We start from the raw sequence: 6,553 nt of genomic DNA on the forward strand, positions 1-6,553 counted from the left end.
CGCGGGAGATCATCAAGAGCGGACCAAGAGCCGATCACGAGTTTCCCGCGCCCGGCCATGATTCAGTAACGCGAATTGTTGTCCGGTTGTTCGAGCGTACGTTCCTGCCCGTGAACGCTGATAGTTCCGTCGGCGCCCGGCCGACCGCATCCGCCACTCCCACCCCCACGTCCCGCCGCACACTCCTGCGCTTCGGGCTCACCGGAGCCGCGGCACTGGGGGCCACCGCCGCCCTCGGCGCGGCTCCCGCATCCGCCACTCCCCCCTCCACCGCCACGTCCCGCCGCCGGCCGGAGACGCCCGACGAGGCCCTGCGCGAACTGGCCGCGGGGAATCGGCGCTGGCGCACCTTCCGTGAGCGCCACCCCCACGAGTCGCCCGCGGTGCGGCAGAGCCTGACGTCGGGTCAGCATCCGTTCGCCCTGGTCCTCGGCTGCATCGACTCGCGCGTTCCGCCGGAGCTGGTCTTCGACCAGGGGCTCGGCGATCTGATGACCGTGCGCTCCGCGGGCGAGGTCCTGGACGAGGCCGTGCTCGGCAGCGTCGCCTACGGGGTGCTCGAACTGGACATACCGCTGGTGCTGGTGCTCGGGCACCAGTCGTGCGGTGCGGTGAAGGCCGCCGTCGAGGCGGACGAGTCGGGCGCGTCCCTGCCCGCCCACATCCAGTACATAGCCGATCAGATAGACCCGTACATAGACCACACCACGGAGGGCGACGCCCGCGTCGACGCGACCATCGACGCCAACGTGCGCGCCATCCGCGGCCGCCTCGCCGCCGAGCCCGACCTCGCCGCGAAGATCGCCACCGGCGGACTGGCCGTCGTCGGCGCCCGCTACGACCTGACGGACCAGCGCGTGCGCCGTCTGGCCTGACGTCGAGGACCGCGGGCCCGGCGGCTGCCGGGCCCGCCCGGTCCCGGCGCTGTCATCGCCCGACCGCCAGGCCGGCCCCTTCCAGCCGCACTCTGATCCCGTCCTTCTCCACCCGCACGTCCCGCAGCCGCACCTGGCCGCTCGGCGGCTCCGGCAGGCGGAAGCCCAGGGAGAGCTGGTCGGTGAGGACCGGGCGGGTGAGGCGGGGCAGGGCGTCCAGCAGGGCGGGGTCGAAGCCCAGGAGGGCCAGCAGCCGCGGGTGGTCCAGGGCCAGGTCGATCAGGTTCAGGCGCATCGCCTGGTGCAGGAAGCGCGGGGTGCCGACCAGCTCGGTGAGCTTGGACTCGTTGCGCAGCGCCTCGCGGACGAGAGGGTCGGGGACGCCCAGACGCCGTACCACCGCGGGGACGGACAGCAGGGCCTTCGCCTTGCGGGTCTCATGGGCGAGCCGGGTCACCGACCGTCGGCTCAGGTGCAGGCCCTCCGAGGTGCGGGCGCCCGGCCGGTACGTGGCCAGGTCGCCTATCTCCAGGCGCATGCCGCCGATGTGCGTGGCGATGCCGCGGTCGCCGTTGCGCACGATGCGGGCCTCGGCCCGCAGCCGCAGGTCGTGCCCGGCGACCGGCAGGGTGCCGCGCGCCCGGACCCGGTCGTGGCCCTCCCCGGTGAACGTCACCTGGGACGCGCCGAGTTCGCGGTTCAGGTCGGCGAAGGAGAGCAGGACGTCGCCCTGAAGCCGGGGGACGTCGGCGCCGCGCACAGAGGTCGGGCCGTCTGTGTCCAGCCGTACGTCCGTGGCCGTTGCCGTCACCTGGGCCAGCGAGATCCGGTCGGCGGCGACGTCGGGGACGGTCACCTTGACCGAGTCCAGCCGTTCGTCGGCGAGCTGGGTGAGGAAGGGAAAGCCGGAGATCTCGACTTCGGGAGCGGCGGTGAGCTTCAGCCGGTTCTTGAGGGTGTCGGCGGCTCTGCGCTCGGCGTACAGCAGCGCCCAGCGGTCGGCGAGGGTGAGGAAGGCGGCGAGGACGAGGAGTGCGACGACCGCCTTCATCGCGAAGGGGAGGCCCGCGAGGCGGCCGGGGCGTTTTCGGCGGCTGCCCCGGCGGTGGTTGGGCGGGGCCCAGGGATCGTCCTGGGCCTCCGCCTCGTCCTCCTCCTCGACGAGGAACTCGGCCAGTGGACCATCGTCCAGACTGCCGAGTTCCTCGTACGGGTTTGGATAGGGATGCGCCGTTATGTGGTGGGGGGAACGCATCGGCCTATCCGACCATGTACACGCCCCCCACCCGCAACCGCTACCGGAGGTTTGCGATCTAGTTCACGCCACTTCACAAAGTACTGCGTTGAACTACCGCACGACCGTGATCCGGTCCGCCGCCGACGGCGCGATCGGGCTGGTCGCCGACGAGTTGGCCGTCAGGTACTTCTCCAGCACCGTCAGGTCGTCCGTGCCGACGAGGTCGTTGGTGCCCTGGCCCAGCGTCGGGAAGCCGTCGCCGCCGCCCGCGAGGAAGTTGTTCATCGCGACGCGGTAGGTGGCCGCCGGGTCGATCGCCGCACCGTTCAGCTTGATGGAGTCCGTCACCACACGGTCGGCGCCCGACTTCGTCAGGTCCAGCGTGTAGGTCAGGCCCGAGGAGATCTGGAGGATCTTCGGGGAGGCCGCGTTCGTGCCGCTGACCTGCTCCTTCAGCACCTGGATCAGCTGCGCGCCGGTGAGGTCCTGGAGGTTCAGGGTGTTGGAGAACGGCTGCACCGTGAAGCCCTCGGCGTAGGTCACCACGCCGTCGCCCTCACTGCCCTTGGCCGCGTAGGTCAGCGGCGCCCGGATGCCGCCGGGGTTCATCAGCGCCAGGTCCGTCTCCGGGTCCAGCTCCTTGCCGTACGCGAGCTGCGCGTCCGCGATCAGGTCACCGAGCGGGGACTCCGTGCCGGTGCTGGGGATGTCCGCGGAGATGTAGCCGATCGCACGGTTGCCGATGGGCGCCGCGAGGGTGTTCCACTTCGAGATCAGCGCCGTCATGTCGGGCGCCTTGGGGACGTCCCGGGTGACCACGCGGTTCGCGGACTTCACGGCCGTACGGGCGATGTCGCCGGTGAAGCGGTCGTACGTCAGCGTCGTGTCGGTGTAGAGCCGGCCGAAGGACGCCGCCGAGGTGACCATGCGGGGCTTGCCCGACGGGTCGGGGATCGTGCAGACGTAGGCCGCGTGCGTGTGGCCCGTCACCAGCGCGTCCACGGACGGCGTGATGTTCTTGGCGATGTCGGCGATCGGGCCGGAGATGCCGTCACCCGCGCCGGGCGCGTCGCAGTTGTAGTTGTACGCGGCGGAGGCCGGCTGCCCGCCCTCGTGGATCAGCGCGACGATCGACTTCACGCCCTGGCGCTGGAGCACCCTGGCGTACTTGTTGATCGTCTCGACCTCGTCCTTGAACTTCAGGCCCTTGACGCCCTCGGCGGAGACGACGCCCGGAGTGTCCTCCAGGGTCACGCCGATGAAGCCGATCTTGACGTCCCTCTTCTTCCACACCCAGTAGGGCTTGAGGATCGGCTTGCCGCTCTTCTCGTTCAGAACGTTCGCGGCGAGGTAGGGGAAGTCGGCGCCCGTGAACTTCTCGTCCGTGTAGCAGCCGGCGGTCGGGTGGCAGCCGCCGTTCTGGAGGCGGGCCAGTTCCCTGGCGCCCTCGTCGAACTCGTGGTTGCCGACGGAGGTGACGTCCAGGTCGAGCTTGTTCAGCGCCTCGATGGTGGGCTCGTCGTGGAAGAGGCCCGAGATCAGCGGGGAGGCGCCGACCATGTCGCCGCCGGCCGCGGTGATGGAGTACTTCTCGCCCTCGCGGGCCTGGCGCAGGTGGGTGGCGAGGTACTCCACTCCGCCCGCGTCGATGGTCTTCGTGGTGCCGTCCGGCTGGAGTTCGGTGACCCGGCCGGAGGAGCCGGCCGGCGGCTCCAGGTTGCCGTGCAGGTCGTTGAAGGACAGCAGCTGGACGTCCTGGTAGCGGCTGACGTGGTGACCGCCGCCGTGCTTCTGGGAGCTCGCCGACGCCGTCGCCGGGAGCGCCGCGGCCAGCGCGCCCGCGGTGGCGAGCGCCGCGGCGCCCGCGACGAATGCGTAGCTACGGCGTCTGCGGTGGTGCTGCTGGTGGGATGTGGCTGACATCCGCCCCCCTGTGGGTCGTCTGGGTCGTGAGTGACATGGCCCCGTCGGGCGGCAGCCTAGAGTCAACGCGCGTAGCGCGACAGGGGGTTCCGGGTTACACCTTGGTTGCTTCTGTGCCGGGACTTTGTCCGGACCTCGCCTTACCCTCGTACGCATGACCAGCGACGACACCGCACGTCCCCTCCCCACCCGTGCCATCGAGACCCACTCCGCGCTCACCCCCGAGCAGACCGAGGCCGTACTGGAGCTGCTGGCGGAGGCCGCCCGGAACGACGGGCAGCAGGCGGTGTCCGAGCAGGGCCGGCTCCAGCTGCGCGGAGGCGAGCGCGAGGGCGTCTCGCATCTGCTGCTGACCGTCGCCGGCGAACTCGTCGGCTACGCCCAGCTGGAGGACACCGACCCGGTGGAGGCCCCGGCCGCCGAACTGGTCGTCCACCCCTCGCACCGCGGCCACGGCCACGGCCGCGCGCTGGGCTCGGCCCTGCTCGCCGCGTCCGGCAAGCGGCTGCGGGTGTGGGCCCACGGCGGCCACTCCGCCGCCCGCCATCTCTCGCAGGTCCTCGGTCTCACCCTGTTCCGGGAACTGCGCCAGATGCGCCGCCCGCTGGCCGATCTGAACCTGCCGGACCCGGTGTTCCCCGAGGGCGTCACGGTCCGCACCTTCGTGCCCGGCCAGGACGACGCGGCCTGGCTCGCCGTGAACGCCGCCGCCTTCGCCCACCACCCCGAGCAGGGCTCCCTGACCCAGCGCGACCTCGACGACCGCAAGGCCGAGCCGTGGTTCGACCCGGCGGGCTTCTTCCTGGCGGAGCGGGACGGCGAACTCATCGGCTTCCACTGGACGAAGGTCCACGCCGAGGAGGGGCTCGGCGAGGTGTACGTCCTCGGGGTGCGCCCGGGCGCCCAGGGCGGCGGCCTCGGCAAGGCCCTGACGACGATCGGCCTGCGGCACCTGGCGGCACAGGGGCTGCCCGCGGCGATGCTCTACGTCGACGCGGACAACAAGGCGGCGGTGTCGGTGTACGAGCGGCTCGGGTTCACCACGTACGAGACGGACCTGATGTACCGCACGGAGACCTGAGCCCGGAAACCGGGCGCAGAACCCAGACATAACTCCCCCAAGGGGCGGCGGCCTTGACGCCGCCCCTCTCTTTGCATCACCCTTTCACTACTCAATTAGTGAAAGGGTGATTGGAACGGATGGTCGAGTACCGCATCGACCGGCGCTCCGGCGTCGCCACCTACGTCCAGATCGTCCAGCAGACCAAACAGGCCCTGCGCCTGGGCCTGTTGGAGCCGGGGGACAAGCTGCCGACGGCCCGTGAGGTCGTCGAGGCGACGGCCATCAATCCCAACACCGTGCTCAAGGCCTACCGCGAACTGGAACGCGAGGGCCTGGTCGAGGCACGGCGAGGGCTCGGCACGTTCGTGCGACGGGGACTGAACACCGCGCCGGCGGACTCGCCGTTGCGCGCCGAACTGGACGCCTGGGCCGCACGGGCCCGGACGGCCGGGCTGGACCGCGACGACGTGGACGCTCTCTTCACTTCCGTACTGGACACGCACTTCAAGGGGGACGAGTCATGACCGGGACCGCCATCGAGGCGGCCGCGCTGAGCAGGACGTTCGGGCGCCGGCGCAAGGCCGCGCTGGACGGCTGCGACTTCCGGCTGCCGACGGGCAGCGTGTGCGCCGTCGTCGGCCCGAACGGCGCCGGCAAGTCGACCCTGCTCGCCCTCGCCGCGGGCCTGATCCGCCCCAGCGCCGGCCACATCACCGCCCTCGGCCAGGCCCCGGCGGCGGTCCGCGAACGACTCGCGTACGTCGCCCAGGACAAGCCCCTGCACCCCCAGCTCACCGTCGCCGACACCCTGCGCTTCGGCCGTGAGCTGAACCCCGGCCGCTGGGACGCGAAGGCCGCCCAGCGCATCGTCGACGAGGGCGACCTCGAACCCGACGCCAAGGTCCGCGCCCTCTCCGGCGGCCAGCGCACCCGCGTCGCGCTCGCCCTCGCCCTCGGCAAGCGGCCCGAACTGCTGCTCCTGGACGAGCCGATGGCCGACCTCGACCCGCTGGCCCGGCACCAGCTGATGGCCACGCTCATGGCCGACGCCGCCGAGCACGGCACCACCGTTGTCATGTCCTCGCACGTCGTGGCCGAGCTGGACGGCTCCTGCGACCACCTCCTGCTGCTCGGCGCCGGCCGGGTCCGCCTGGCCGGCCCGCTGGACGACCTGCTCGCCGCGCACCGCCTCGTCACCGGCCGGGCCGACGCGTCCCTGGACCCGCACACGGTGATCGAGTCCCGCACGACGGGCCGTCAACTCACCGCGCTCGTACGTCCGGAGGGTTCCCTCGGCGACGGCTGGCAGAACACCGTCCCCACCCTGGAGGAGTTGGTCCTGGCCCACCTGCGCGCCCCGCAGGCCCCGGTCCTGCGCCTCGACGACGTACGGGAGGCCGCTGCCTAATGCTGTTGTCAAGCCACGAGACGAAGAGGTGGCCGGGCTTCGTAGGG

General features: G+C 71.5%; 6 protein-coding genes. 4 read left to right on the forward strand and 2 right to left on the reverse strand.

Annotated features, from left to right (window positions below; genetic code table 11):
• Nucleotides 1-110 precede the first annotated feature (110 nt).
• Nucleotides 111-875 carry a carbonic anhydrase gene (locus tag ACFPQ9_RS29425; protein ID WP_380859836.1) on the forward strand — a complete coding sequence of 255 codons (765 nt, stop codon included), beginning with the start codon at nt 111-113 and terminating at the stop codon, nt 873-875.
• 52 nt (nt 876-927) lie between these two features.
• Here ACFPQ9_RS29425 and ACFPQ9_RS29430 read toward each other — a convergent pair whose 3' ends face one another.
• Both ACFPQ9_RS29430 and ACFPQ9_RS29435 read right to left on the reverse strand, forming a co-directional pair.
• Nucleotides 928-2,130, reverse strand: coding sequence for an LmeA family phospholipid-binding protein (locus tag ACFPQ9_RS29430; protein ID WP_380859839.1), 1,203 nt, complete (start codon nt 2,128-2,130; stop codon nt 928-930).
• 93 nt (nt 2,131-2,223) lie between these two features.
• On the reverse strand, nt 2,224-4,035 hold the full coding sequence (locus ACFPQ9_RS29435; RefSeq protein ID WP_380859842.1) for a bifunctional metallophosphatase/5'-nucleotidase: 1,812 nt from the start codon (nt 4,033-4,035) through the stop codon (nt 2,224-2,226).
• Nucleotides 4,036-4,189: 154 nt separating this feature from the next.
• Between ACFPQ9_RS29435 and mshD the strand changes: the two genes are divergently transcribed.
• The 3 genes from mshD to ACFPQ9_RS29450 all read left to right on the forward strand — a co-directional run bounded on the left by mshD (nt 4,190) and on the right by ACFPQ9_RS29450 (nt 6,506).
• Entirely contained in the window at nt 4,190-5,116 is a 927-nt protein-coding gene (mshD, locus tag ACFPQ9_RS29440; protein ID WP_380859845.1) for a mycothiol synthase, read from the forward strand.
• A 119-nt stretch (nt 5,117-5,235) separates the two neighbouring features.
• Nucleotides 5,236-5,622, forward strand: a complete 387-nt coding sequence (locus ACFPQ9_RS29445) for a GntR family transcriptional regulator (RefSeq protein WP_380859847.1) — start codon at nt 5,236-5,238, stop codon at nt 5,620-5,622.
• Complete coding sequence (locus ACFPQ9_RS29450) at nt 5,619-6,506, forward strand: ABC transporter ATP-binding protein (RefSeq protein WP_380859850.1); 888 nt, start codon at nt 5,619-5,621, stop codon at nt 6,504-6,506. The genes ACFPQ9_RS29445 and ACFPQ9_RS29450 overlap by 4 nt, the downstream gene beginning before the upstream one ends.
• Nucleotides 6,507-6,553: the final 47 nt, after the last annotated feature.

The sequence above is a fragment of the Streptomyces coerulescens genome, from assembly GCF_042657965.1.
In the GTDB taxonomy this organism is placed as follows: domain Bacteria; phylum Actinomycetota; class Actinomycetes; order Streptomycetales; family Streptomycetaceae; genus Streptomyces; species Streptomyces coerulescens.

What these genes read in the sequence shown, in the direction of transcription:
- ACFPQ9_RS29430 (WP_380859839.1), bottom strand. Translation starts at nt 2,130, where the DNA reads ATGCGTTCCCCCCACCACATAACGGCGCATCCCTATCCAAACCCGTAC.
- ACFPQ9_RS29435 (WP_380859842.1), bottom strand. Translation starts at nt 4,035, where the DNA reads ATGTCAGCCACATCCCACCAGCAGCACCACCGCAGACGCCGTAGCTAC.
- ACFPQ9_RS29445 (WP_380859847.1), top strand. Translation starts at nt 5,236, where the DNA reads ATGGTCGAGTACCGCATCGACCGGCGCTCCGGCGTCGCCACCTACGTC.
- mshD (WP_380859845.1), top strand. Translation starts at nt 4,190, where the DNA reads ATGACCAGCGACGACACCGCACGTCCCCTCCCCACCCGTGCCATCGAG.
- ACFPQ9_RS29450 (WP_380859850.1), top strand. Translation starts at nt 5,619, where the DNA reads ATGACCGGGACCGCCATCGAGGCGGCCGCGCTGAGCAGGACGTTCGGG.